28 protein-coding genes and 1 rRNA gene are annotated in these 23,798 nt (G+C 39.8%); 1 reads left to right on the top strand and 28 read right to left on the bottom strand.

Going from position 1 to position 23,798, the window contains the following annotated elements; all coding sequences use genetic code 11:
- Window positions 1-14 precede the first annotated feature (14 nt).
- The 17 genes from fin to metG form a co-directional block, all read right to left on the bottom strand.
- On the bottom strand, window positions 15-245 hold the full coding sequence (gene fin / locus QNH17_RS00300; RefSeq protein WP_283876916.1) for an anti-sigma-F factor Fin: 231 nt from the start codon (window positions 243-245) through the stop codon (window positions 15-17).
- 141 nt (window positions 246-386) lie between these two features.
- Window positions 387-950 (bottom strand): aminoacyl-tRNA hydrolase, encoded by a 564-nt coding sequence (gene pth, locus QNH17_RS00295; protein WP_283876915.1) that lies wholly within the window; start codon window positions 948-950, stop codon window positions 387-389.
- A gap of 176 nt (window positions 951-1,126) precedes the next feature.
- Window positions 1,127-1,759 carry a 50S ribosomal protein L25/general stress protein Ctc gene (locus QNH17_RS00290; protein WP_283876914.1) on the bottom strand — a complete coding sequence of 211 codons (633 nt, stop codon included), beginning with the start codon at window positions 1,757-1,759 and terminating at the stop codon, window positions 1,127-1,129.
- Window positions 1,760-1,914: 155 nt separating this feature from the next.
- The gene (locus tag QNH17_RS00285; protein WP_144555611.1) at window positions 1,915-2,871 is read right to left on the bottom strand and encodes a ribose-phosphate diphosphokinase; all 957 of its coding nucleotides are present in this window, start codon (window positions 2,869-2,871) and stop codon (window positions 1,915-1,917) included.
- A 23-nt stretch (window positions 2,872-2,894) separates the two neighbouring features.
- A complete protein-coding gene (glmU, locus tag QNH17_RS00280) occupies window positions 2,895-4,268 on the bottom strand; it encodes a bifunctional UDP-N-acetylglucosamine diphosphorylase/glucosamine-1-phosphate N-acetyltransferase GlmU (protein ID WP_283876913.1) in 1,374 nt (457 codons plus the stop codon).
- 207 nt (window positions 4,269-4,475) lie between these two features.
- The gene (gene spoVG / locus QNH17_RS00275; protein ID WP_026565468.1) at window positions 4,476-4,766 is read right to left on the bottom strand and encodes a septation regulator SpoVG; all 291 of its coding nucleotides are present in this window, start codon (window positions 4,764-4,766) and stop codon (window positions 4,476-4,478) included.
- A 139-nt stretch (window positions 4,767-4,905) separates the two neighbouring features.
- Complete coding sequence (locus QNH17_RS00270) at window positions 4,906-5,280, bottom strand: RidA family protein (RefSeq protein ID WP_283876912.1); 375 nt, start codon at window positions 5,278-5,280, stop codon at window positions 4,906-4,908.
- 15 nt (window positions 5,281-5,295) lie between these two features.
- On the bottom strand, window positions 5,296-6,114 hold the full coding sequence (gene purR / locus QNH17_RS00265; RefSeq protein WP_144555608.1) for a pur operon repressor: 819 nt from the start codon (window positions 6,112-6,114) through the stop codon (window positions 5,296-5,298).
- 56 nt (window positions 6,115-6,170) lie between these two features.
- Complete coding sequence (gene ispE, locus QNH17_RS00260) at window positions 6,171-7,040, bottom strand: 4-(cytidine 5'-diphospho)-2-C-methyl-D-erythritol kinase (protein ID WP_283876911.1); 870 nt, start codon at window positions 7,038-7,040, stop codon at window positions 6,171-6,173.
- Window positions 7,041-7,460: 420 nt separating this feature from the next.
- Entirely contained in the window at window positions 7,461-7,646 is a 186-nt protein-coding gene (locus QNH17_RS00255; protein ID WP_283876910.1) for a small, acid-soluble spore protein, alpha/beta type, read from the bottom strand.
- A gap of 165 nt (window positions 7,647-7,811) precedes the next feature.
- Window positions 7,812-8,075 (bottom strand): biofilm formation stimulator Veg, encoded by a 264-nt coding sequence (veg, locus tag QNH17_RS00250; protein ID WP_066249244.1) that lies wholly within the window; start codon window positions 8,073-8,075, stop codon window positions 7,812-7,814.
- Between the two features lie 208 nt (window positions 8,076-8,283).
- On the bottom strand, window positions 8,284-9,171 hold the full coding sequence (gene yabG / locus QNH17_RS00245; protein WP_283876909.1) for a sporulation peptidase YabG: 888 nt from the start codon (window positions 9,169-9,171) through the stop codon (window positions 8,284-8,286).
- Between the two features lie 106 nt (window positions 9,172-9,277).
- A complete protein-coding gene (rsmA, locus tag QNH17_RS00240) occupies window positions 9,278-10,159 on the bottom strand; it encodes a 16S rRNA (adenine(1518)-N(6)/adenine(1519)-N(6))-dimethyltransferase RsmA (RefSeq protein WP_283876908.1) in 882 nt (293 codons plus the stop codon).
- Window positions 10,152-10,712: a ribonuclease M5 gene (rnmV, locus tag QNH17_RS00235; RefSeq protein ID WP_283876907.1), complete on the bottom strand. Its 561-nt coding sequence runs from the start codon at window positions 10,710-10,712 to the stop codon at window positions 10,152-10,154. The genes rsmA and rnmV overlap by 8 nt, the downstream gene beginning before the upstream one ends.
- A 235-nt stretch (window positions 10,713-10,947) precedes the next feature.
- Window positions 10,948-12,132: a G5 and 3D domain-containing protein gene (locus QNH17_RS00230; RefSeq protein WP_283876906.1), complete on the bottom strand. Its 1,185-nt coding sequence runs from the start codon at window positions 12,130-12,132 to the stop codon at window positions 10,948-10,950.
- A 235-nt stretch (window positions 12,133-12,367) separates the two neighbouring features.
- A complete protein-coding gene (locus QNH17_RS00225) occupies window positions 12,368-13,135 on the bottom strand; it encodes a TatD family hydrolase (RefSeq protein WP_283876905.1) in 768 nt (255 codons plus the stop codon).
- A gap of 204 nt (window positions 13,136-13,339) precedes the next feature.
- Window positions 13,340-15,307, bottom strand: coding sequence for a methionine--tRNA ligase (metG, locus tag QNH17_RS00220; RefSeq protein ID WP_283876904.1), 1,968 nt, complete (start codon window positions 15,305-15,307; stop codon window positions 13,340-13,342).
- A gap of 484 nt (window positions 15,308-15,791) precedes the next feature.
- Here metG and QNH17_RS00215 point away from each other — a divergent pair, with 484 nt between their 5' ends.
- A complete protein-coding gene (locus tag QNH17_RS00215) occupies window positions 15,792-16,076 on the top strand; it encodes a transition state genes transcriptional regulator AbrB (protein WP_026565480.1) in 285 nt (94 codons plus the stop codon).
- Between the two features lie 53 nt (window positions 16,077-16,129).
- Here QNH17_RS00215 and rsmI read toward each other — a convergent pair whose 3' ends face one another.
- From rsmI to rrf, 11 genes are all read right to left on the bottom strand, one after another.
- A complete protein-coding gene (gene rsmI, locus QNH17_RS00210) occupies window positions 16,130-17,002 on the bottom strand; it encodes a 16S rRNA (cytidine(1402)-2'-O)-methyltransferase (RefSeq protein ID WP_283876903.1) in 873 nt (290 codons plus the stop codon).
- Window positions 16,980-17,267 (bottom strand): GIY-YIG nuclease family protein, encoded by a 288-nt coding sequence (locus QNH17_RS00205; protein WP_283876902.1) that lies wholly within the window; start codon window positions 17,265-17,267, stop codon window positions 16,980-16,982. Before QNH17_RS00205 ends, rsmI begins: the two co-directional genes overlap by 23 nt.
- Window positions 17,254-18,006: a tRNA1(Val) (adenine(37)-N6)-methyltransferase gene (locus tag QNH17_RS00200; protein WP_283876901.1), complete on the bottom strand. Its 753-nt coding sequence runs from the start codon at window positions 18,004-18,006 to the stop codon at window positions 17,254-17,256. The genes QNH17_RS00205 and QNH17_RS00200 overlap by 14 nt, the downstream gene beginning before the upstream one ends.
- Before the next feature lie 52 nt (window positions 18,007-18,058).
- Window positions 18,059-18,394 (bottom strand): DNA replication initiation control protein YabA, encoded by a 336-nt coding sequence (gene yabA, locus QNH17_RS00195; protein WP_481858605.1) that lies wholly within the window; start codon window positions 18,392-18,394, stop codon window positions 18,059-18,061.
- A 49-nt stretch (window positions 18,395-18,443) separates the two neighbouring features.
- Window positions 18,444-19,271 (bottom strand): PSP1 domain-containing protein, encoded by an 828-nt coding sequence (locus QNH17_RS00190; RefSeq protein WP_098576747.1) that lies wholly within the window; start codon window positions 19,269-19,271, stop codon window positions 18,444-18,446.
- Window positions 19,264-20,271: a DNA polymerase III subunit delta' gene (gene holB / locus QNH17_RS00185; RefSeq protein WP_283876899.1), complete on the bottom strand. Its 1,008-nt coding sequence runs from the start codon at window positions 20,269-20,271 to the stop codon at window positions 19,264-19,266. Before holB ends, QNH17_RS00190 begins: the two co-directional genes overlap by 8 nt.
- 234 nt (window positions 20,272-20,505) lie before the next feature.
- The gene (locus QNH17_RS00180) at window positions 20,506-20,835 is read right to left on the bottom strand and encodes a cyclic di-AMP receptor DarA (RefSeq protein WP_144555595.1); all 330 of its coding nucleotides are present in this window, start codon (window positions 20,833-20,835) and stop codon (window positions 20,506-20,508) included.
- Window positions 20,836-20,944: 109 nt separating this feature from the next.
- Entirely contained in the window at window positions 20,945-21,580 is a 636-nt protein-coding gene (gene tmk, locus QNH17_RS00175; RefSeq protein WP_283876898.1) for a dTMP kinase, read from the bottom strand.
- Window positions 21,581-21,613: 33 nt separating this feature from the next.
- On the bottom strand, window positions 21,614-23,053 hold the full coding sequence (locus QNH17_RS00170; protein ID WP_283876897.1) for an aminotransferase class I/II-fold pyridoxal phosphate-dependent enzyme: 1,440 nt from the start codon (window positions 23,051-23,053) through the stop codon (window positions 21,614-21,616).
- Between the two features lie 93 nt (window positions 23,054-23,146).
- Window positions 23,147-23,365 (bottom strand): sigma factor G inhibitor Gin, encoded by a 219-nt coding sequence (locus tag QNH17_RS00165; protein WP_098576744.1) that lies wholly within the window; start codon window positions 23,363-23,365, stop codon window positions 23,147-23,149.
- 209 nt (window positions 23,366-23,574) lie between these two features.
- Window positions 23,575-23,691: ribosomal RNA gene (gene rrf / locus QNH17_RS00160) — 5S ribosomal RNA — on the bottom strand.
- Window positions 23,692-23,798 lie beyond the last annotated feature (107 nt).

Raw genomic sequence — 23,798 nt, 5'->3', positions numbered from 1 at the left:
CAGTCCAAAGCTGGTTAGTGAATAAGGAAATCGTATTGGTGGTAATCTGGTGTCCGTTCTAAAGCTTCTTGACAGTCTTCGCAAATGGCTGTGATATGAATATCGCCAGATGAGTCATACGCAACCATTTCCAGTCTTTCTTGATCATTTAATTTATGAAGACCGAGGGCTTCGCTGTGTATGGATGCTTTGTCAATCGAACCAAGGCTGGTACCACAATGACGACAATGGTAATGGATGGCCACGCCTGTCCCTCCCTAATCTAGGATTCCTTAATAGTATGAACCTTCTGGGAGGAACTTATTCAATTAGAAAACGTTATCATCATGATCCAACATATCTTTTTATTGTTTATTGTATGAAACAAATGGGTAATTCATGAATCATCATGACTGATTATACTCATTCATTACTTGCAAGAAAGGCTTCTCTAGCCACGCTGTGCAGGCTTCTGCACTTTTTTTCACGGCCTCTTCCATTGGTGCTTTTTCATCTGGACGAAAACGGCCAAGAACATAATCAGGCACGCTCATTCCTGCTTGAGGGCGATCGATTCCAATTCTAATTCGGTTAAACTCCTGGGTGCCAAGATGAGCAACTGTTGACTTAATTCCATTATGTCCACCTGGGCTCCCTTTTTGCCTAAGTCTAATCTTTCCAACGGGCAAGTCAAGATCATCGTAAATAACGAGCAAATCCTCCTGGGCTATTTCATAATAATCCATGACAGCCCTAATTGATTCTCCGGATAGATTCATATAGGTCAGCGGTTTTAACAAAATTGCCTTTTCGCCGTTATAAAAACCCATTCCATACAGCCCCTTAAATTTAGATTGGTTAAGTGGAATAGAAAAAGTACTTGATAGTGCATCAATGACTTCAAATCCAATATTGTGCCTCGTATGTTCATATTGTTTCCCAGGGTTACCTAAACCAACTATTAATTTCATTCTGGGTCCCACCTCTTCCGGTTTAGCCAACCTTTTAAATAATTTTCGAAACATGTTTTTTCTCCCATGAGAGTGTAATGAGGTAAAAGACGTAACCTTGTAAAGATTACGCCTTGTTGCTACTCTTTAATTTACAGTGAACAGAGAACATTGTCTACCCTAAGGTGCATGTCTTTTTATTCTGGAGTGGTCTCTCTGCCTTCTTCATTATCAGGATGGCCGCCATCTTGCTGCTCTCCTGCATTGATCTCATCTTCTTGTTTTGGTGGTAGGATTGAAGCAATCACTTCATCATTTTCATGATTGATTTGGAAAGTAGATCCTTGGTTGAGAATGTCTGCAATGGTTAGTGTTTCGCCGACCTGCAGATTCGTTACATCGACCTCAATTTGTTGCGGGATATTATCCGGTGTCGACGTAACCGATAATTGATGAAGCGGCTGCTGTAAGACACCGCCATCCTTTACACCTGCTGCATCCCCTGCTAAAACAAGTCTTACCTCTACATTAATCTTGGAGGATTTATCGACCGCTAAGAAATCAACATGGATGATTTCTCTTTTAATTGAATCCTCTTGGTAATCGGTTAAGACTACATCCTGTTTGCTGCCATCCACATCTAAAGAGATAACTCCATTCCGGCCCACTTGGCGGATTGTTTTCGTTAAATCAGCCGAACTAACATACACTGGCTTACTATCAACCTTGGTACCATAAATGATGGCCGGGATATTTCCATTCGTTCTAATTTGCTTTAATTCTGAGTGACGAAGTTCCTTCCGTTCCTTTGCCTGTAAAACAGTACTCATGTTTAACACCCTCCTATTTTATCGAAAACTGTCTATATAAAAATGCCCCAAAACAGGTGGATCTAAACATTTTTTTAGCGGATTATCTAAAACAGGAAGATGTCTTTAACACAAAATAGGATCCAGCCTTATTGGCCAGATCCTTAAACTTTTGATCAATCAAACAATGTACTTACGGATTGCTCTTCGTGAACCCGAATAATTGCTTCACCAAGAAGCGGAGCAACGGAAAGGTTAACGATTTTATCAATCTTTTTCTCCTCTGGAAGTGCAATCGAATTGGTAATAACTAATTCTTTGATGTTTGAATTTTGAATTCGTTCGATCGCAGGTCCTGATAGAACTGGATGAGTACAGCAAGCATACACTTCTGATGCACCGTTTTCAATTAGGGCGTTAGCAGCTAGTGTGATTGTACCGGCTGTATCAATAATATCATCAATCAAAATCGCTGTTTTTCCTTCGATATTACCGACGATATTCATGACTTCCGCTACGTTTGGTCTTGGACGGCGTTTATCAATAATCGCAATTGGTGCTTTTAACCGCTCAGCCATTTTGCGGGCTCTTGTCACGCCGCCATGGTCTGGAGAGACAATGACAATATCGCTTTGGAATTCTCTTGATTTAAAATAATCCGCTAAGATCGGTACACCCATTAAATGATCTGTAGGAATATCAAAGAATCCTTGAATTTGCGGCGCGTGCAAATCAAGACAGATAACGCGGGTCGCTCCTGCCGTTTCAAGCAGAGTTGCCACTAATTTAGCTGTAATTGGCTCACGTGCACGTGCCTTACGGTCCTGACGTGCATAGCCATAATAAGGCATAACAATATTAATGGTCTTGGCAGATGCTCTTTTTAACGCATCAATCATGATTAATAATTCCATAATATTTTCATTTACTGGCTGGCTAGTCGACTGGATAACATACACATCGCCGCCACGAATACTTTCTTCGATATTAATTTGAATTTCACCGTCACTAAATCTTGTAACCGAACATTTTCCTAATTCAACACCGATGAATTTCGCGATTTCTCTTGCAAGAGGGAGATTTGAATTTAAACTAAACACCTTAAGATTTGGGTCTAAATATTGATTCGACATGATAGCCTCCTAAAATCATTCACTTATTTCTTTAGATTCAGCTTTTGTACGTAATTTTCTTTATTCACTTGCTGGGCCCGGGCAATCGATAAGGCATCGCCTGGTACATCTTTCGTAATCGTCGAACCTGCCGCCACATATGCACCCTTCCCAATAGTAACAGGGGCAACTAGATTTGAATTGCAGCCAATAAAGACTCCATCTTCAATCTTAGTTAAAAATTTATTTTTTCCGTCATAATTAACTGTAATGGAACCGCAGCCGATATTCACATCAGAACCTACCTCTGCGTCACCAATATAACTCAGATGGGAGGCTTTGCTTCCTTCTCCAAAGACAGCTTTTTTAATTTCCACGAAGTTGCCTATTTTTACTTCATCTTTAATTGTCGAATCTGGACGAATATGAGCAAATGGCCCAATATTGACATGAGCACCAATAGAACTATTATGTGCAACTGATTGGCGGACTACCGTTTTCTCGCCAATTTCACACGAATCTATTTCTGAATTTGGTCCAATATGGCATTCAGATCCAATCACGGTTTTGCCTTTAATCATCGTTCCTGGATAGATCACCGTGTCCTGACCGATTTCAACATCCGTTTCAATGTAGGTATTGGCAGGGTCAATAATGGTTACCCCGTTCCTCATATGAGCTGCATTCGTGCGAGCGCGCATAATTCGCTCTGCTTCTGCAAGTGCGACACGATCATTCACACCTAGAGTTTCTTCAAATTCATTTGTTTGGAAAGCTGTGACCACTTCCCCCTGCTTCTTTAAAATTTCAATGACATCAGGTAAATAATATTCGCCTTGTACATTGTCATTCGAAACATTCTTTAATGCTTCAAATAAGGCTGTATTATCAAAGCAATAGGTTCCTGTGTTGATTTCATTGATTTTCCTTTCATCTTCAGAGGCATCTTTGTGTTCAACAATTTTTTCTACCAAACCGTCAGCGTTACGAATAATTCGGCCGTATCCTGTCGGGTCTTCAATTCTTGCTGTAAGAATCGTCGCTTTTGCTCCTAATTCTTCATGGTGTTTAAATAAATCTTCCATTGTTTCTGCTCTAATTAAAGGAGTATCACCACACACAACAATCGTTACTCCTGCTTTGCCTTCAAGGATATTCTGTGCTTGGCTTACAGCATGGGCAGTTCCTAACTGCTGATCCTGAAGAGCATATTGACTGCTGTCACCTAATTGTGCTTGAACCATTTCTGCCCCATGGCCAGTAATTGTGACAATTTCTTTTATATTAAGTTTCGTTATTTGGTCAACCACATGTTGGACCATTGGTTTTCCGCATACTGGGTGTAATACTTTATATAGCTTAGATTTCATCCGCGTCCCTTGTCCCGCGGCTAAAATCACAGCATAACGATTAGACATGAACAGTCCTCCAATTAACCTATTTATCCACTAAAAATATTAACGTAATTGAACGCTCTTTTCAAGGTATGTGAAGGAAGTGTCTATTTTTGTAATAATGAATTAATTTAAGATTGAGAGAAAGGTAAGAGGCTGATGAGGGGAGGAAGTGCCTTTTGCACATTAAAAAGAGCCTTCATAGAAGAAAGGCCCTAGTTGTAAAAATCCTTAGGAAGCTCCGGCTTCTTCAAATTCTACTTCCAATTCACCTAGACGGTGGTACTCAGCCAAAACAGCTTCTTGGATTTTACCGCGTGTTCCTGAATTGATTGGATGCGCAATGTCACGAAATTCTCCATCAGGAGTACGTTTGCTTGGCATAGCTACAAATAAACCGTTATTTCCGTCAATAACACGAATGTCATGAACGACAAACTCATTGTCCAAAGTGATTGATGCAATCGCTCTCATTCTTCCATCTGTGCTAACGCGGCGTAATCTTACGTCAGTTACTTCCATGTGCTCACACCCTTTTCTTTAGATAAAAAGCTAAGTAAATAAATTCAACAATCTTTTCAAAAATCCTTCTTTATATTCAAAATATTTTTGAAAAATTAGGGCGAAATAGTGAACACTATGGAATGAAAAATCTAATCTCTTATTTAACGAGTGCGACCACTTCGATTTCCACTAATACATCTTTCGGTAATCGAGCAACCTCGACACATGAACGCGCAGGTTTGTGAATAGAGAAGTATTCACCATAGACCTCATTTAATTCAGCAAAATCATCCATATTTTTAATAAATACTGTGGTCTTTACCACTGTTTCAAATGATGCACCTGCAGCTGTTAATACCGCCTGCAAATTTTGAAATACTTGGTGAGCTTGTTCTTTAATATCGCCTGTTACTAAAGACCCTTCAGCTGTCAATGGGATTTGTCCAGAGCTATAGAACAAATTATTAACAATAATGCCTTGTGAATATGGGCCAATTGCAGCCGGAGCTTGATTAGTTTGAATTATTTTCATAAAAATTCCCTCCATCTACTTTTTTAAATAATTGCCTGCTTGGACATTAATCTGCTTTTCTTTTACATCTACATCAGCTAATTGCACGAGCGAAGTATATTCATCGACGAGCCGCTCTTGTATTTTTTCTGCTTCTACTAACACAGCAATTCCCGCCAGATGGCCATTAAATTCCTCAAGCAGGCTGATCATACCCATAACTGTTCCGCCAGCCTTCATAAAATCATCCACAATCAGGACACGGGAACCTTCTTTCATACTTCGTTTCGAAAGGACCATTGTTTGTATTCTTTTCGTTGAACCAGATACATAATTAATGCTCACAGTCGGACCTTCGGTAACCTTACTATCTCTTCGGACGATCACAACAGGCACATTCAACTGACTTGCTACAGCATAGGCAAGTGGAATTCCTTTTGTGGCTACAGTCATAACCACATCTATTTTTGCGTCGGTATAAGCAGAGGCGATAATGCGCCCCGCTTTTTGGACCACCTGCGGATTGCCTAAAATATCTGTTAAGTACAAATACCCTCCAGGTAACAACCTGTCGGGATTGGCAATCAGATCACATAATTCATTGATAAAAGGTACCGCTTTTTCATGGCTTACTTTTACAAAGAATTTTACCCCGCCAGATGCCCCGGGCACGGTTTGGATCGTTCCAATTCCTCTGTTTTCAAACGTCTCTTTAATGATTGCCAAATCTTCACTAATCGAGGATTTCGCAGAGTCATAACGTTCGGCAAAAAAGGTAAGCGGTACTAATTGTCGAGGATGGTCCAGTAAGTAATTTGTCATATCAATCAATCGTTCGCTGCGGCGAAATTTCATAACAAGCCCCCAAAAACACGAATATTCTTACTTAAGGATACCATTTTCGTACGCCTTCAATCAAGTGAGTGTCGTTCTCCTAACATTCGGACAGCAAATACTTGATCACAGAATCCTCTTAATCCGTTATAAATTCGGTGCATTCTTGAATCATGCTGAACAATTCCAAACACAGTCGGTCCGCTCCCGCTCATTAGGACTGCATCCGCACCAAAACGTTTCATTTGTTCCTTAATGAGCGCAACTTCAGGATGAAGGTTTAACGTTACCTCTTCTAAGACATTCCCAACGTTGCCGCATACCTTTTGGTAATCACGCTCATGAATGGCATCAATCATACTAGCGATATTAGGATGGACCGTTCCATTAATATCCAGCCTTCGGTATACTTCAGCTGTTGACACCCCTATAAAAGGCTTTGCCAGGATGACCCAGCATGTCGGCGGGGCGGGTATTTGTGTAATAATTTCCCCTCTCCCCTTTGCCAAGGCTGTCCCGCCATAAACACAAAAGGAAACATCCGACCCAATTTCGCTGCCAAGTTCGGCCAATTCATCCATCGTTAATCCAAGATTCCAAAGCTTATTCAAACCTCTTAAGGTGGCTGCAGCATCACTGCTTCCTCCCGCAAGTCCAGCTGCGACCGGAATGGTCTTTTCAATTGAGATCATCACACCTTGTTTGACATGGAATCGATCTTTTAGGAGCTGGGCGGCCTGAAAAGCTAAATTACGCTGGTCATCAGGAACATAGCGATTGTGAGAAAGGATATGTATTTTATCTTCATTTAATAACTCTAACTCTACCCGGTCCGCCAAATCAATCGTGGTCATAATCATTTCCACCTCATGGAAACCATCGGGTCGTTTATGTAGAACATCTAATGCTAAATTAATTTTGGCCGGTGCTTTTACTAAAAGCTTCACTACGTCCACCTACTTCTATATTGTCCAGTTCAGCGCTACGGGCGCTTCCACTTTTTTTGTCCAGTTCCAGCGCCCAACGGCTAGTGGACTTCGCTCTCCGCCCTACGATAAGTCAACATCGAATCGCTATTGCTCTTCGTGTTTCCTTTATCTCGGTTGGAGCGCTCCAGTCCATACGTCGCTAAACGTGCGCTTCCACTTTTCTTTTTCCGAAAATCCACATTTTGTCCTATTTTACCACAAAAAGATAAAAGTAAGACGTGAGATATGCGAAATCCTATCAAATTTCATAATTTATTATATGTTTAATAAAAATAAAGTCAGAAATTGGAGAAAAAAAGACCAGAGGAACATGTTCCTCTGGTCTCGCTGCAGTAAGTGATTGATTAAAATTATAAGCGGAAGTACCTTTTTTAGAAGTTAACCTCTAGGACTCCGATTGGCTAACTCTTCTTGTGCAAGTTCAACGGCACGCTTGACCATATTCCCTGCATCTTTTGCCTTTATGCCGCCCCATCCTTCTCTTTGAACAACATCATAAAATCCAAGTTCCTTTGCCAACTCTTCTTTAAAGTGACTGGACATTATTCCTCTTCTTCTGCCCATCTAAACAACCCCTTTCATACTACAGCATTATTAGTATGGGATAGAATTTGGTATTTATGATGGATCACATTGTTCACTCTCTCTAGACTCATCATTTAGCAGCTTTCTCTTTTTAGATAGCAAAAAGCAGTAAACATTTGTTTACTGCTGCAGATTGCTTATATACTAATTTAAGGCTAAATGTCCTGATGCATCTTCATAGAAAGTGATTTGAACTGTTTCTGTTAATACATCCGCATAGCTGTAAGAAACACGTTCGAATGAGTTTTCATCCTGATCTAATTCAATAACAAAAACAGATGGATAAGTTTCTGCTAAAACACCGGAACGTTCAATGGTTTTTCTACGTCCACCATTGGCTTTAAGCAGTAATCTTTTCCCTAAATTTGTGTCAAGAGCCTTCTTAATATCGGCTAAGGTTTTTGGCATTCGGTCCACCTCACTGTGTAAAGTATAACACACTGACATAGTTATGTCAAACAAAAACATAAATTATATCAGTCAAACAAAAAGATTGTCAATATGTTTTGTTCTACTTTTTCTACTAAAATTCAACATTTTTAGCTTGCCTTAAATTGCGCGGGAATATGTACCGGCCATAAAATAAAAAAAATAAGCCTTTTCGTTTTGGAAAGGCTTATTCATCTTCCTCCTCTTGGATTGGCCGATAAGGCATCCCTGTCCTTAACACTCCCTTTGTGTCAATCCCACCAAGTCCCTTTTCCCCTGTTAAGGTGTTCCTTAATACATCCCATACGTTGATTCGTTCCATGAAAGGTGTAAAGCTTATTTTAGCAACAATATACACAGGGTCCAGTGCATGAATGTTAATCCTTTCTGGGGAACTAGCGAAATTTGCCCCAGCGTGAATCAATGATTCAAAATGTGATTGACACGCTCCAGCAAAGATGACGAGCTGATCCAAGTGAGGGATTTTTTTCCGTGCTTCCTTAACCGTTTGAACGAAATGTTTTGAATGACGGTAAGCATTAATATCCGTCATCTTCCCTTTTGCTTTTGAATATGCATCATGCCCAGTGATCACGAGAATATCGGGACGATACGTATCTATCAGGGCGCCAATGCGATCAGGCATTTCCTTTTCGTTACAGTGTATCCCCATAACAGGGATCCCCACTTTTTCATATACCGTCATACATTTCTTTAAATAGGATGGATCACCATCTAGATGGAGAACCCTCCCTGGCATTTGAAAATAATTACTTGGTTTTGCATAGCCGCCAGTCGCCGCATATTCCTGCCGTTGTTTGATTAATTCCACATCTTGAGTAAACAGCCGAAATGACTGTTCCTCCAATGTCCGGTATTCATTCTTCAGCTTGGCTCTTTGATTATGGTCAATAACAACCAAATCCTCGTATGGGGCATCTGCTACGAGCCGAAAATCCTCTCCATATAGGACTGCAAACTTCTGGTCGTTTATTTTTCGGACATCAATTATACGAAAGAGAATATCACAGTTATACGAGCTCCTGCCGACAATATCATTTATTTTTATATCCACTGTCGTCACTCCAATAAGACCAGCAAATAGGCCTAAATAAGGTTTCTCTCATAGGCTATGCAAATAACTTCCTCATGGTGAAAAAAAATAGACCCTTTGCGAGGGTCTATTGGAAAAACGGATATAATTCTTCACTTAAACGGCCAAATTCTTCTAAGGAAAGGGTCTCGCCTCTTCGGGTAGGATCTATCCCACTGGCACTTAGGGCTTGAAGGATTTCCTCCTTTTTTTGCTTTCCATCTGGCAGCTGGCTTGTTAGATTATTAAGCAGGGTTTTCCGGCGTTGAGCAAAACTTGCCCTTGTCACTTGGAAAAAGAACGCTTCATCGGTTACTTTAACCGCTGGTTGTTCCCTCTTTGTCAATCGAATAACTGCTGAATCAACATTCGGCTGCGGGACAAATACTGTTTTTGGGACAATCATGACGGTCTCAGCCTCTGTGTAATACTGAACAGCGATGGAAAGAGAACCATAATCCTTTGTCCCTGGCTTTGCTGAAATACGGTCTGCCACCTCTTTTTGAAGCATACAAACAATCCCGCGGATTGGCAAATGCTCTTCAAGAAGTTTCATAATGATAGGCGTAGTCACATAATAAGGTAAATTAGCTACAACCATAACATCGGTTATTTCAGCAAATTCTTCTGTGATAACTTCGGCAACGTCTGCTTCTAGCACATCGTTATGAATGATATTTACATTTGGGTATGGCGATAACGTATCCTTTAAGATAGGTAATAACCGTTGATCGATCTCAAAAGCAACGACCTTTTTACTCGTCCGAGCCAGCTGCTCAGTAAGCGCACCAATACCTGGTCCGATTTCAATCGCACCAGAATCTTCTGTGAGATCCGCAAAACTGACAATCTTTTTTAAAATATTTGTATCGATTAAAAAGTTTTGACCGAGGCTCTTCTTAAATGAAAAACCGTATTTATTTAAAATTTCTTTTGTTCTTACCGGGGTAGCAATATCTTTGTTATTCATGTAGTTCCTCCTGACGTACAACCCTTAGTGCTTCTGAAAATTCTTGTTTACTGATTTGGAACATCATTAAGCGCTTATGGAGCTGTTTCCCATTTGTATATCCTATTTTTAAAAATTCACCCAGGATGATTCTTCTCTCTTTCGCTCCCTCGCCGCCAACAAGTCCAGCGGTAAGTAAGTCCTCTTGTGTTATTTCTTCTGTATACGTCTCACTCATAACCTGGGCATCCTTTAGTGCCTCTTGAATTGCTTCTGGACTGGCATGCTCCACACCAAGGCTTTCGCCGACTTTTCCCATCGCCGCTTCCTTTGTTAAAAAAGCGTGTTTACAACCAGGGACAGCTTCAGCAATTGTCTTCCTAATTTTCTCCCCTGGGAAATCGGGATCAGTAAATATGATTACGCCTCTTGTCTCTTGCGCACGCCGTACCCTTTCTATGGTAGTCCCATTTACAGCCGACCCATTTGTTTCAATTGTATCAGCATTAACTGCTCGTTTAATCGCTGTTGTATCATCCTTGCCCTCAACAACAATAATTTCTTTAATCTTCATTTTGTTAATGTAGGCCTCCGTAACTCCGTAATAAAAAAATAAAAAATTGAAAAAAACTTGAAACATTTTTGTAATGTCCCTCGTCTATATTATCAAACAGATTCATACAATTAAGTAAGAAAAGTTTATGCCCACTCTTAACGGGGTAAACTGATTTTATAAGTATCGTTGTTAGTATAAAGAAATTTACGAAAAAAGCAAAATGCAGAGGATAGGACCCTCTGCATAAAGGAAATTAATCTAGTACTTTAATCTTTACTTTTTTCCGCCCCCAGCGGTATGCATCACTTTTTGATGGCATGAATAAATCAATGATATATCCCTTAATGGCACCGCCTGTGTCACCCGCCACCGCGTAACCATAACCGTCAACATATACCTTTGATCCAAGCGGAATGACTCTCGGGTCAACCGCGATTACCTTCATGTTCGGATTCGCACGCAGATTAAGTCCGGTTGCAGTTCTTCCTGAACACCCATTGCAATACGCTGTATAAGCAGTTGCAGTCACATAAAACTCTTTTCCCGGCTCATTAGCAGTACCACGGGAAACTTGTAATGATAATTCCTTCGTTCCGACAGCCACAACTTTATCTTGTTTCTCTGCAATCTTCTGCTCACTTATTAATTTTCTAGATACTTCTTTGCCATTTTCAAGCCAGACTTCATACTGTTTAGAAATGCGGCCTTTTTTACCCTTGGTAATGGTTTTTTCCTTGCCCTTTTCTAAACTTTCATCCTTCTTGGTTACCACAGCAAATTGAACAGGTTCTTCCACTACATCGGTGACTTTTTCTACTCGAATGACGTTAACAACACCATTCTTAGCAATGGTTTCTGTTAATGACGGTTCAACTCGGTCTAGTTGATTTAGCTTAATGCCCTGTTGTGATAAAAAGTCAGCGACCGTAGCCGAAGTGGCCCAAACTTGTTGCTTTTTACCGCCGTCAACATATGTAAGATGAAACGCTTTTTTTAATCCAATTTTCATCTTATCTTGTATTGCTGCTTGCGGACTTGGTGAGATTTCATCATGTTTGCTCAAAACAATTTTCTGCTCTTTTAGGAGTCCAGCTACTGAGTCAGCTGTCGTCCAGATCGTTTTCTTCTCGTTGTCCTTGACAATGTGAACCTGTTTAGCTTGCTTCCATACGACCATAAGGTGGTCCTTCACCTCTGAATTCGCCTTTGGTTGCAAATAGTCTTGTGAGCGAATGGATACATCCATTTCATCTAATAATTCATTGACTGTATCCGCATGTGTCTTTACGACCTTTTGCTGATTGTTAAGAGTGATGGCAACAGTTTTCTTTGACCCTTCATAAAAAAGAATTCCAAGAGATGTCAACAAAACTACGAAACTAGCAAAAGCAATGGTCAATGTCTTCCGGCTCAAAGACTGGGGAAACAGGTTTTTCATGGTTTTGAATACGATGAAAAACGCCTCCTTCTCTTAGAGAGATTAATGAACCATGCTGTCGGCTGTCTATCCTTGCATACTCTGCGAGGGTATTTCTAATTATGCACAAAGTTAGAATATTTGCAAAGAGAAACTTCTCGACACGGTTATCCTATGTAGAAAAGGAGACATGTAGAACTTTTTGTTTTCATTAAATTTTAAGACAAGCTTCCACTGTCTTCGACAAATTCCCCTATCATTTTATGGCGAATAATTTTTTAGCATTTCGTGTCGTTGCTTCAGCCACTTCTTCAAATGTCAATCCTTTTATTTCGGCAATTTGTTCAGCTACTAGTTTTACATAACTAGGCTCATTTCTTTTCCCGCGGTACGGATGGGGAGCTAAATACGGGCAATCTGTTTCGATTAACAGCTTATCTAAAGGTACTTCAGCTGCTACTTCTTTCGGCTTTCTAGCATTTTTAAAGGTCACTGGACCGCCTAAAGAGATGTAGAAGTTCATTTTGACACATTCCATCGCCACTTCAGGACTGCCGCTAAAGCAGTGCATAATACCGCCTACCTCTTCTGCACCTTCTTCCTTTAAAATTCCCACGATATCCGCGGTAGCTTCGCGATTATGAATAACGATTGGCAATTTCACCTTTTTAGCCAGCCTAATTTGCTTCCGGAAAACCTCCTTTTGAATATCCTTCGGAGATTTGTCCCAGTGATAATCCAAACCCATTTCACCAATCGCAACAACCTTTGGATGGGCAGTTAATTCCTCTATCCACACTAAATCTTCTTCCGTCATGTCAATCGCATCAACTGGATGCCAGCCAACACAGGCATAAATAAAGTCATAGGTTTCGGCTAATTGCATAGCTCGCTCTATGGTTGGTCGATCAAATCCGACAACCACCATATGGGTGACTCCTTCACGTTCCGCTCTTCCAATCACTTCTTCTAAGTCTTCGTTATACTGGGTATCATTTAAATGTGCATGTGTGTCGAATAGCATAGTAAGCAAGAACCTCGTTTCCTTATTTTTCTCTAAATTGTGCACTTATAGCAGTTTAATGTCAAAAGATAAAATAAAAAAGGAAATGTCCCGAAATTTGTTTCACGTGGAACAATCGAAAAGCGGAAGCGCCTTGATTAGGCGCTGTATCTGGATATATCCCAAAGTAAAGGCGCCCTTATCAGGCGCCTTTACTTATATTATTTATTTTACTTTAGCACCGTTTGCTAATGTCTGGTCGACTGTTGCCAGGGAAAGGTGGCCGTCTTTTGAGCCGGCTAAAATCATGCCCTGTGACAATTCGCCGCGCAGTTTTACAGGTTTTAGATTCGTAATACAAATCACCTTGCGGCCGACTAATTCTTCAGGCTTATAATATTGAGCAATTCCAGAAACAACCTGACGTTTTTCATATCCTAAATCAAGTTGAAGTTTAAGAAGTTTATCTGCTTTTTTAATCGGCTCGGCTTGAATAACCTCAGCCACACGCAAATCAATTTTCATGAAATCATCAATCGCAATTTCAGCAATTTCTTCTGGTTGTTCTTCTGGCTTTTCTTCTTTCTTTTCTTCCGCTGCTGGAGCAGAACCTTGCATTTTCGTCTTAATAAAGTCAACTTCCTCCGCAATTTCAAGTCTTGGGAAGATTGGCGCAGCCTTCTCAACCTTTGTTCCATTTGGAATCAAGCCAAAATCAGCAAGGCTTTCCCATGCTTTTAGCGATTCCTCTTGAATACCCAACTGTGCAAAGATCGCATTCGGCGTACGTGTTAAGAAAGGTTGTAGTAAAATGGCAATTCTTCGTAATGATTCAGCCAAATGGACCATTACACTAGCTAGTTCCTCGCGATTTGCCTCGTCCTTTGCTAATGTCCATGGTTTAGTTTCATCAATATATTTATTGGTTCGGCTGACTAATTGCCAAATTGCTGTTAGCGCGACAGAGAATTCCATTTTCTCCATTGCTTCCTCATATTTTTGAACGGTTTCTTGATTCACTTGCAGGAGTGAAGCATCAAATTCACTGTCAGAACTAGCATAATCAGGAATAACCCCGTTAAAATACTTTTCAATCATCGCAACTGTACGATTTAAAAGATTTCCAAGATCGTTTGCTAAATCAAAATTAATTCGTTCAACAAATCCTTCTGGTGTAAAGACGCCATCCGCTCCAAATGGAACTTCTCTTAATAGATAATAACGAAGAGCATCGAGACCATAACGGTCAATTAGAGTGACAGGGTCAACCACATTCCCCTTCGATTTGGACATTTTTCCATCTTTCATTAACAACCAGCCGTGGGCAAAAACCTTCTTTGGAAGCGGAAGATCTAAAGCCATGAGCATAATTGGCCAATAGATGGTATGGAAACGGACAATTTCCTTCCCGACAAGATGAACATCAGCTGGCCAATAGTTTTTGTATTTAGCATCATTGTCTGTCCCATAACCAAGTGCTGTGATATAGTTAGACAGTGCATCAATCCAAACATAGATAACGTGTTTTGGATTGCCAGGCACTTTTACTCCCCAATCAAATGTTGTCCTCGATACTGCTAAGTCTTCTAGACCTGGCTTGATAAAGTTATTAATCATCTCATTCTTACGGGATTCGGGCTGGATAAAATCGGGATTTTCCTCATAGTACTGCAATAGACGATCTACATATTTACTCATTCTAAAAAAGTAAGATTCTTCTTTAACCTTTTCAACTGGTCTTCCACAATCTGGACAATTCCCATCCACTAGCTGCCGGTCAGTAAAAAAGGATTCACACGGTGTACAATACCAGCCTTCATACTGATCGAGGTAAATATCTCCTTGTTCAAGGAGTCTTGCAAAGATTTTTTCGACAATCTGTTTATGCCTATCCTGGGTTGTTCGAATAAAATCATCATAGGAAATATCAAGTTTATTCCATAGCTCTTGAATACCACTAACAATTTCATCCACATACTGTTGCGGAGTAATCCCCGCCTCTTCTGCCTTCCGTTGAATCTTTTGTCCATGTTCATCCGTCCCAGTTAAGTACATAACATCATAGCCGCGCAACCGCTTATATCGTGCCATTGCATCACCTGCAACAGTTGTATAAGCATGCCCAATATGTAAATTTCCACTAGGATAGTAAATCGGTGTCGTCAGGTAAAAAGTCTTTAATTTATTCTCCATTTTGTATCCCTCCAATAGTTGGCGAGTGCACAACCCTATTAAACCATTATTGCCTGTTTTTTCCCGTCTCTATCATCAAAATATACCTAAAAATCAACTTTTGTGCAAGGAGACTCACGATCGTTAACTTCCAGATTTTTAAAACTATTACCTATTACACCCATAAATGTTTTAAGTACTTCGAAGTATTTGTAGTTCAATAGTATCAAAACATGCAGGAATTTGTCGAATCGCATTGAGTCGAACTAATATTCCTATAAAAAAAACAATAATATTATTATGGTAGTATTTAGGGAATTTTTAGATAAAATGTTGCTAAATCAACACTTATCTATATTAAATAGTTATACTATTATTTTTCAAAATTTAATAATTGACGGATATGGGAATTTCTTGTATTATAAGGTTATGAAAAATTTGTCGAATAATGACGAATAAATAGATAGAGAAAAATATGTTCATAATATGAGAGGAGCTAGTAAAAATGAAATCTACAGGTATCGTTCGTAAAGTTGATGAGTTAGGCCGTGTGGTAATTCCAATCGAATTAAGACGTACTCTTGGTATCGCTGAAAAAGATGCTCTTGAAATTTATGTGGATGACGAGCGTATCATCCTAAAGAAATACAAGCCAAACATGACTTGCCAAGTAACAGGAGAAGTATCTGATGATAATTTATCTCTTGCTGGCGGTAAATTGATTCTAAGCCGTGAAGGTGCAGAACAATTAATTCAAGAAATCCAAAACAACTTTGAATTAGTAAAATAAGAACAAGCTCCAGCACTTTTGCTGGAGCTTTTATATTATTCATATTTACTTCATTATTCGACATGATAGGCCTGATACACATCTCTTTTATTCATATCACGGTCTTTCGCCGTTAGCTTAATCGCTTCCTTCGAAGGAATATTTTTTTCGGAAATATAATGATTAACATGTTCTTCAAGGGTTAAGTTTTGCCACCAGCTCGGTGCTTCCTCCTGCTGCTGATCGGACCCTTCAACTATTAAACAAAACTCCCCGCGAATTTCATCCTGATTAGTCCAAGCGATTACTTCATCGATTGTTCCTCGGATAAATTCCTCATACTTTTTCGTTAATTCCCTGCATATGGCCACATTCCGGTTTCCCAGCACATCAACCATAATTGATAAGGTCTCTTTTAACCGGTGCGGAGATTCATAGAAGATTAACGTTGCCGACTGCCACTTTAATGCTTCTAATTCTAAACGCTTCTCCTTTTTATTACGATTTAAAAATCCAAAAAAGTAAAATGGCTGACACGGCAAGCCTGAAGCAATTAATGAGGTCAGTGCAGCGTTTGCACCTGGCAAGGGAACAACTGTTACCTTTTCCCTTGTCGCGGCTAACACCAACTCATAACCAGGGTCAGAAATTGCTGGCATACCTGCATCACTTACAAGGGCAATTTTTAATCCTTCCTTTACCTTTTGAATCAATTTATCACCGCTGGTTTCTTTATTGTGTTCATGATAACTGACCACGGGCGTTCCAATTTCAAAGTAATTGCACAGTTTCTTTGTATTTCGTGTATCTTCAGCAGCAATTAGGTCTGCCTCTTTTAATAATCGAATGGCTCGGAAACTCATATCTTCTAAATTTCCAATGGGGGTAGGGATAAGATATAAAATCCCTTTTGCTGCTTCATTCTCAAAGCTCTTTTGCTGCCACATGGCTATCACCTATTTCTCTTATTAAGAATTCATCTTTTTTCTTTCTAGTTAATTGTTTGAAATTGTATTCTGCCCTTAGTGCATCGCCTTTATTTTCATAACATCGATAGTATGTAAGTTCGACCGGTCCTCGGCCCCGTGTATACTTTGCCCCTTTTCCTTCATTATGCATCTTGATCCGCTTTTCCAGATTATTCGTGTATCCACCATACAAACTCCCATCCTTACAGGTAAGCACATAAAAGAAATGTTCATTTTTCTCCATATAGAATCTCTTTTATTTCTGAAGTATATTCATTCGTTTCATTATAGACAAATAACGGTGGGAGAATTTTTAAATCTGGACTGCCATCCTTAATGGCCTCAATCAATAAAGTATTTGCCTCTTTTCCCTTCTTCGGATAAACAAATTGAATCCGTTTTGGTTCAAGCCGGTATTCCCTCATCAATGTAATGATATCCAACAGTCTTCCTGGCCGATGGACAAAGGCCACCTTTCCGCCTTGTTTCACTAATTGACTCGAGGCCTTAACCGCGTCCTCTAATGTGCAAAGAATTTCATGGCGAGCAATGGCTAGATGTTCATTCGGGTTCATTTCTTCCTTAGAAGGTGTAGTAAAATAGGGTGGATTACATGTAACAACATCAAACTTGCCATACCCCAGTTGCTTATGAATCTCCTTGATGTCACCATGAATCATTTTCAGCCGACTCTCTAGCTGATTATATTCAATACTTCGGACGGCCATATCGTACAATCGTTCCTGTATTTCAACACCAGTTATTTGCCCTTTCGTACGTGCACTTAAAAATAAAGGAATCACGCCATTCCCACTGCATAGGTCAATCAAGTTTCCTTTTTGAATCGGAACATAGACAAATCTTGCAAGTAAAACTGCATCAAGGGAAAAGGCAAAAACGGACGGACTTTGGATAATCCGTAAATTTTCTGCTAACAAATAATCTAACCGCTCATCTTCCTTTAAGTTAACCAAGGTTTCCATCCTCCAACAAAATGTATGAAAATAGAGGCTGATTATTTTCAGCCTCTTAAAGTTATTTCTTATTTAGAAAGGAAAGACAGAATAAACAATCGCCTTCTTTGCGCAAACTTCCAAAATGAAGGTTACAAATATGAAAACCTTCTTGATATAGACGGGCAAGGTTATCATATCCTTCCCCTACATCAAATGGCTTTACACCAGACGTCCCGGGTACAGATGACCCTTTTTTATTCTCTGTTTCTTTCTTTTCCTCTTCGGTTGTTACATCTAAACGGCGTCTCAAATGTTCATTTTCGAGCTTTAAATAATGATTCTCTTCTAGTATCTCGGCTAAATGCTGCTTTAATTCTCCTAGCTTTTGGTAAAGATGGCCAATTTGTGTTTCCATATTACTTACTGATTCAAATATTTCTTTTTTATCCACGTCTTCCACCTCGTTAATCTGTGGATTGTATAGAAAAGGCACCTTCTTTATTGATTTCCTCCAAGGTATACTCCAGAACGCGTTCCTGTTCCTTCAGTTCAACCTGTAGTACCCGCTCTAATATATTTAATCCTACTACTTTTCCTTTACCTTGCGGTGTTTCAATGATTTCCCCTAAATCCGGCAGCAATGCTTTAGCAGATTCATATTCATCATTTTCATATTTTAAACAGCACATCAATCTGCCGCATAATCCGGATATTTTTGTAGGATTTAATGATAGGTTTTGGTCCTTAGCCATTTTGATCGAAACGGGGTCAAAATCTCCTAAGAAGGTGGAACAGCATAACATTCTTCCACATGGACCAATACCACCAAGCATTTTCGCTTCATCACGTACACCAATCTGGCGTAATTCAATTCTCGTCCGGAAAATAGCTGCTAAATCCTTTACAAGCTCACGGAAGTCAACTCTTCCATCAGCAGTAAAATAGAAGATCACTTTGTTTCGATCAAATGTATATTCAACATCGACTAGTTTCATATCCAGCTGATGCTCATTAACTTTTTCATTACAAACCTCATAGGCTTCTTTTGCTGCTTGCTTATTCTCTTCAACAATCATCTTATCCTTCGGGTCGGCAATTCTAACCACTTTTTTGAGTGGAAGGACAACATCATGCTCCTCAACCTGTTTGCGAGCAATTACTGCTTTGCCATATTCCACTCCACGAACTGTTTCGACAATGACAAAGTCGTCTTTTTCGATGGAGAGTTCCCCTGGATCAAAATAATAGATTTTCCCCGCTTTTTTAAAGCGTACTCCTACAACATCATACAAATGAAGATCCCTCCTGCAATTTTAACACAAGCTGTTCCATCATCAGCTGAGGATTCATATTCCTCTCCAGCTTCCTCTTTGCATCAAGGATAGCTGACATTTGATCCGATATGCGCCGTCCAGATGTATGCAGGGCAAATTGTCGCAGCCGTTCGCTTTCCTCTCGAAAAACAATCTGCTCCTGCCTATCTAATTGTATATATAGTAAATCCTTAAAAATAAGAAGTAAAAGGTCTAAACCACGATGTATCTGTTCTTTCTCTTTAAAGTGTGAAAACCAGTCAGCCTGAAGCGTTACCATTGCTTCTAGCGGATTTTTTTTTAACACCTCATATAATTTTACCACTATTTTTTGGGCTTGTGCAAACCATTCATCGACATTTAAATTTTGGGCTTCATCTAAACTGTTGGTTAATTGTGCTAACAATGGAGCCTTCTGCGGTTCTACGCCGTTTTCCACCAATTGTTTAATCATCACTTGTGGTGATAATGGATGGAATGTTAGTATTTGGCACCTAGAAAGGATCGTTGGTAATATCTTTTGCGGTTGTTCTGTTAAGAGAAAGGCAACCGTCCCGGGATTCGGTTCCTCTAAGAATTTGAGTAAACTATTAGAAGCACTGACACTCATCTTATCGGCATGAACAAGTAAATAAACCTTTTTCAAAGATTCTAATCCCTTTTTAGAAAACTCCACCTGCAAGTTTCTAATTTGATCAACCTTAATTGATAATCCCTCCGGCTCGACAATATGTACGTCTGGATGATTCCCATGATTGATCCGCCGGCAATTGTTGCATTCCTCGCATGGTCGGTACTGATCAATGATTGCCTCGCAAAATAGGGATTTTGTCAGTAACAAGGCTATTTCCCGCTTACCTGTCCCTCTGATGCCCTCAAGAAGGTATGCATGGGCCACTCGATTTTTCACTAAACTGTTTTTTAACATTTTTAAGACAGTTGGCTGAAGCTCTTCTAGTTGCTCCCATGATTTTCCCAAGTTCATCACTCACTAACTTTATTATAATAACGGATCTATTATTTTAATATTAAAGCGCATTAAATTTGTCTGTTGATTTCCGCTCCAGACACTTCGCTTTCCGCGGGCGGTCCGGGGAGCCTCCTCGTCGCTGCGCTCCTGCGGGGTCTCCCCTGCCCCGTCCTCCCGCAGGAGTCTTCGTGCCTTCCGCTCCAATCAACAGAGTGTCAAAATCAGCAAAGCGCTTTAACATAATTAAAAATGCATATATTGTTCGATTGGAAGGACGAATACGGTGGCCCCGCCAACCTCGACTTCAACCGGATATGGAACATACGAATCAGCATTACCGCCCATCGGTGAAACGGGGGCGACTAACTGCTCTCTAGACCTGCAGTTATCCTTAATAATCTGGAGGGCCCGGTCCACGCGGATATCCTCTGTACCAATCATAAAGGTCGTGTTGCCTGACTTAAGAAATCCACCTGTACTAGCTAATTTGGTTGCTCTAAAATTATTATCTACTAGTGCCTTTGATAATCGATTACTATCTTGGTCCTGTACGACAGCTATGATCATTTTCATCCGAACCACCCTCTCCTTTTTTATTACTAGTTTCGTTTCCTATATTATAACAGGTAACAGAGCTCCTTACATTCGTAATGACAGTTTCTTTAGGATAAAAAAAAGCCCTTTAATAAGGCTTCCTTTTTGCTAGTGATTCTTCGATGATCTTTAACGTTTGCTGAAGAACCTCTTCCACCGTACCTGAGGCATCAATGCACCGTATTCTCTCGGGAAAACGGTCAATTAATAGATGGTATCCTTCACTTACCTTTTTGTGAAATTCCAGGTTTTCTAAATCTAAACGATTGATTTCCCGGCCTTTATTTTTATTGATCCGCAGCAGTCCCAACTCTGGTTCGATATCAAAGTAGATTGTTAACTCTGGCATCAAATTTTCAATTGCAAATTGATTGATCGCAAACACTTCCTCAATACCTAATCCACGCGCATAACCTTGGTATGCTAAAGAACTGTCAACAAACCGGTCGCACAACACTATTTTTCCTTCATCTAGTGCTGGTTTTACCTTTTCTATTAAATGCTGTCTTCTAGCAGCAGCATAGAGTAATGCTTCTGTCCGTGGGTCCATGGCCGTATTCTCTTTAGCTAATATGACAGCTCGAATCTGTTCTGCGATATCAATACCACCTGGTTCTCGGGTTAGAAGAACATTTTTACCAAGCTGATTTGCCACCATTTCAATAATGGTTGACTTACCTGCACCATCCGGTCCCTCAAATGTAATAAACGTACCATTATTCATCTATATAAACCTCCAAAACTGTATCTTGCACTCTTAGGCTGTGCAAAAAATCTTTATGCAACCATCTTTTAATAAAGCTCCTCCTTGAAACCTTGCCCCGGTTTGTATTAAGCGGCTAAGCTGACTGAGCTTGTCTATTGTGATCCTTTCTCCCTTTAATAGCAAAGGAATACCTGGCGGGTATGGAATAATCGTTTCGGCACATACCTCTCCTAGAGCGATAGATATGGGTAGTTCTTTTATCTCTAAATTCTCCATTTCTTTGAAGGGAATCGCTAAAGAAGAGATTTTTTGGCTAGCTGTTTCAACTATCTCATGTGCAGTATGTACTGACAATCCAGCTAATGCCTTTTTTATTTTCAAAAGAGTTTCTTCAAAAGGGAAACTTTGTCCATCTTTAAGTAAAGGTAAAATAAAAAGTAAATTATTCGGATCGGCTAATTCAGTAAAAATTGCTGATTCTTCCAGTCTCCTTTGAAGTTCAAATCCACTTAAATGGCATCTGGACTGAATGGTTATTTTTAAAGGATCGCCATTATCGTTAGGATATTCCAGCACTTTAATCGCAGGAATATTTGCTAACTCGTCCCTAAATCTTCTGATTCCAGTTAAAAGAAATGTTACATCTTCTTGTGTATATTCACCTAAATAGTTCCTCGCCAAATCCAAGGATGCCATAATCGGATAGGACGGACTGCTCGATTGGAACATAGCGAGGTATTCCTCTAGCTTCTTCCGATTGATTAAATCACTACTAATATGTAAGTAGGAGCCCATTGTCATTGCTGGGAGAATCTTATGTGCGGATTGAACCACAATGTCTGCACCTAATTGAAGCGCAGAAGGCGGAAATGGGGCGCCAAGGATCAAGTGCGGCCCGTGAGCTTCGTCCACTAGTACAGGGATATTATGCCGATGTGCTTCATTTATTATTTCTTGTAATGCGTATCCCAATCCATAGTAGTTAGGATAGGTCAGAATGAGTGCCTTTGCATCAGGATATAATTTGATAGATTCTTTGACTGTTTCTAAACCGATTCCAGAGGGAATTTTCCACTCATGGTTAAATTCAGGCTCTACAAAAATGGGATCCGCCTTCGCTAAACTTAGACCATTTAAAATAGACTTATGACAATTCCTTTGGACGAGGACCTTTGCCCCCTCCTCACATGCTGCCATGATCATTGCTAGATTGCCGACAGTTGAACCATTAACAAGAAAATAACTTTTTCTCGTATGGTAGAGATTAGCTAATAGTGATTCTGCCTCTAGAATTGCTCCTTCAGGTGAGTGCAAGTCATCTAAACCTGATAATTCGGTTGCATCTATTTTTAAGATTTTCTGGAAATAGCGGTGAGCCTCAGGTTGAAGCACTTCACCATATTTATGCCCAGGGACATGGAAGGAAACCGGCCTTTTGTTTATGTGTTGGATTAAAGCATCATATAATGGTATTTTTGATTGATTATTCATTCGTTTACTTCCTTCTAAGATTCTTATTTATTCTAACAAAAAAACAGTTTCCTTTCTCATTTGATTGCAAAAAAATAAGCCCATAATGGACTTTTATGAAAAAATTTCTGGAGTTGTAATTTTTTTCAGCTGTTTGAGAAAATATTTATATTTTGGATCCTTTGTATCTGTTTGTATTAAATCATTTTCACATTCTGTACAAATAAATGAAGTATATAGATGTATGCCTTTTGGTTTTAAATTCTCACATATAACACACATTTCCTGATGATATTTCTGTGCTAAAAATGAACTCAATCCCTCCACCTCCATACATCCATTCTGCCCGGAAGTTTTCAATTGTATACAATTTTTCGAATACTCATTTTCGCACTATCTTAGTTAATATAGTATGTAACAGTTCACGTTTGGGTGTATGTCTATTCGTAATTTCTTTGAAAACATTTCGTACTTTTTTACTATTGTTATTGTCCTTATTAAGTAAACACAAAAAAACAACCTTTTCAGGTTGTCTTTGATGTGCCTGGCAACGTCCTACTCTCACAGGGACGCGTGTCCCAACTACCATCGGCGCTGAGAAGCTTAACTTCCGTGTTCGGTATGGGAACGGGTGTGACCTTCTCGCCATTGCTGCCAGACTATTTGGTTGAGGTTTCATTCCCTCAAAACTAGATAATGCAGAAGAAGTTTGTAAACACGAGGTTGCCTTTTTACTTGTCCAGCTGCGGCTCCTAACTTCTCGGCC

Origin of the sequence: Neobacillus sp. SuZ13 (genome assembly GCF_030123365.1) — a bacterium.
Classification (GTDB): Bacteria; Bacillota; Bacilli; order Bacillales; family Cytobacillaceae; genus Neobacillus.
Note: the sequence above shows the minus strand (reverse complement) of the source record. Positions and strands in the feature narration are given on the sequence as shown.